The sequence below is a fragment of the Syntrophomonas sp. UBA5494 genome, from assembly GCF_002426325.1.
The window spans coordinates 14426-17734 of record NZ_DIPG01000131.1; the positions used below are offsets into that span (position 1 = coordinate 14426).

Here is a 3309-nt window from a genome sequence, read left to right on the forward strand (position 1 = left end):
TAAAAGCATGGCGCGAAAATCCGCGCCATGCTCAAACATTAATCTATGGGATCGAACATATCTTTGGTAGCGCTGCATACCGGACATATGTCGGGTGGTTCAGGTCCCTCGTGCACGTAGCCGCAGACCCGGCATTTCCAGCGATTGCCGCGTTTTTTCCCGCTGCTGTCCCGGCCTAAACTCTGCATTGATTGAGTTGTGTCCACCCGGGGAGCGATGATGATTTCTCCCACCAGAACTCCATCTTTAAAATAACTGCGCTTAAAGTATTTTTCCACCGGATCGTTGACCTCCACTACCCGGCATTGTTCGGGGGGGAGATTGACGTCTCCGATTGAGAATACCTCCATATCAAAAGCAGCCAGCATAGTTGACAGCAGAGGAGCTTTATATTCCAGCCAGTCACCGGCAGCGGCGGCTCCCGCTACCCGTCCCATCTCCAGGGAAACCGGCCACAGACCCACCAGCCTGTCCCCGAACTGGGCGCCGTCCCCGGCGGCATAAATATTGGGCAGGCTGGTGCGCATACGGCTGTCCACCACCACTCCCTGAGCCACTTCAATGCCGGCATCCTGGGCCAGCTCCACATTGGGCCTGACCCCGGTGGACAATAACACCAGATCTGCTTCCAACAGCTGCCCGTCATTGAGACGTACGCCCCGTACCTGACCGTCGCCTACTATTGCTTCAGTACCCAGGCCCAGATACAACTTTACTCCTTTGTTCTCCATCAACTGCTGCAGGCGCAGGGAGGCCGGTTCGTCCAACTGGCGGGGCATCAGGCGCTGGTTGTACTCGACAACCGCTACCTCAACCCCGCTGGAGACCATTTCCCATACCGCTTCCAGGCCCAACACCCCGCCGCCGATAACCACCGCTTTCTTAGCCGGCTTAATGGCTTCCTTTAAGGCCAGGGCATCTTGAAGGCTGCGCAGAGCGTAGACGCCGCGGTTTTCCCGTCCTTTGAAAGGAGGGATGTTGCTGCGGGCTCCGGTAGCTACAATCAATTTGGTGTAAGGGATGCTTTCATTCCGCTCCGTAACCACTGCTTGCTTATCAGGTTCAATCTTCACTATCCGGGTTCCCATCCTCAGTTCCACCCGGTTGTCCGCATACCAGGCCGGATCGAATACATACAGCCGCTTATCGGGAAGATCTTCGCTGAGCAGATCGGATAAAGCCGGCCGGTAATAGGGATGATATTCTTCTTCACTCAGCATGAGGATGGCCGCGCTGCGGTTGCGCTTGCGAATTGATTGAGCGGCCGACAGGGCGGCAATACCCCCGCCGATAATAACGAATTTATCCTGAGTGTCGTTGATAAATTCATCCTCCATGGACTCGCGAACAAAGTTTTCCGGCCCTACTCCACAGGCCGGGCACACCGCAGGCGGTTCAGCCCCGACATGAATATGCCCGCAGACCAGACAGCGCCAGCGCTGCATGGACTTATCCTGCTTCTTATCCAGAATGGCGCGTCCGAAATCCATACCCAGCATGAACGCATCCTCCAGATTGCCTTCCCCTGGTTTGAATCTGACCCGCAAGCCGGGCATAACCTGCATGCGCAGGGCCTGCATGCGGTTTTCTATGCTGGGCACGGCTTCCCCGCTCCATCCATAGGCGCCAAAAGCCATAGCCACTTTATCTCCATGACTTATCGGTGACAAACGGCTGAGCAGCTTCCAGACCTGGGGCAGGGCGTCGCCATTAACGGTATTTGACCCAAGCAGAAATCCGCTGGCATCTAAAAGATCTTCCGCCACCCGGTCCAACAGTTCCGGATCATCAAGCTTGTCTTCTATTAAGCGGTATCTCCTAACATCAAAATCTCCTATGCTGGTGATTCCGTCAACGATGCTGTTGGCCAGTTTTTCGGTAAAACCATAAATACTCAGGTAGGCAAGCACAATCTTGGGCTTGTCGCTTTTAGGAATCGGCGTCCGCAGGGACCATTGCCGGTACAAATCGATATAACGGTCGATATCTTTGCGCAATACCGGACCGTGACCGGGCGCCACCATAGCCAGGGGAAGACCTTTAATCTTATCCAGGGCTTCTAAAACGTATGGCTTGAACGGCCCGATGATGGCGTCAAAGTACTCTTTGTAAGGGGTGAGAAAATTGCTTTCCATTAAATCATTGAAAAGGCGTTCATCCGGGTAGTGGGAGCCGAATGAATCGCAGGTGAAAAGGATCTGGTCCTCTTCCAGATAGGTATAAATGGTGTCCGGCCAGTGCAGGAAAGGAGCACTGATAAAGCGCAAAGTTCTCCCCCCCAATTCCAGCCGGTCGCCGTCATTTACTTCCTGGGCTTTAAACGGTTTATTGGTGATCTCACGCAGAAAAGCGAGAGCGGTTTGACTGCCCAGGACCGTCAAGTTGGGCACCAGGTCGATCAACTTAGCAACGGCTTCAGAATGGTCCGGTTCAGTATGATTCATGATTAGATAATCGATATCAGCAAGGTTTGCAACACTTTTGACATTCTCCACATACTGGTCAAAAAACTTATCCTCGCACACCTCCATCAGCACCGTTTTTTCACTGCCTTTAACCAAATAGGCATTATAGCTGGTGCCGATATCGGTGGTCATGACCGCATCGAAAATCCGCAGTTCGGGGTCGCGCACGCCTACCCAGTAAACATCATCTTTCATTACAATTGCTGTCATAGGCTCATTCCTCTCCTTCATGGATTTCAGCCACTCGGCCGAATTACTGCTCGAGTCAAAATTTGGGTCATACACCCTCATAACATTCCCAGACACTTGATATTTGCGAATACTTTAACAACTTTGCTGCTCTACCTGTATGATGTGGTGTTCTGTTATAGTCTTTGTCCCATTATAATTCACCCGGCCGGAACAAACCAGAGATAAACTCCGGTAGATAGGGAAGTTGCCACTTAGAATGCCGCAGCTCAAGCGCCAGGAATAACAATATTCGAATATGTTATGTGTTACATAGTAATAGAGAGGGCTATGTTCATGAAAACAAAGATTGAATTAAACTCAAAGGACGCGAGCTGCCGGCGACTGGGAGTCTATCATCGTCATCATATGGAGTGGCCAGGTTGTCCATATTCTCACCGGCTATGCGGCGTTGTTCGCCGCCATCTGCCATATCACCGAGACGACTGGTCCTGTGCTCTGTCTGGCCATAGCCTCGATCTGTTCGCTTCTGCCTATAGGCCTTCTAAGCCCGATAGGAGGCTTCGGGCGCAAGCGGGTGATGGCCTTGGCACGGAATCGCAGGTATCGTCTCGTTTGCGCTTGCCATCGTTACCCTGGTGGGGCAGGTCAACAT

1 protein-coding gene is annotated in these 3309 nt (G+C 52.5%); it reads right to left on the minus strand.

Features of this window, described 5'->3' with window-relative positions; translation table 11 throughout:
• Window positions 1-38: 38 nt before the first annotated feature.
• On the minus strand, window positions 39-2675 hold the full coding sequence (locus B3W37_RS14745; protein WP_483176254.1) for an FAD-dependent oxidoreductase: 2637 nt from the start codon (window positions 2673-2675) through the stop codon (window positions 39-41).
• Between the last annotated feature and the right edge of the window lie 634 nt (window positions 2676-3309).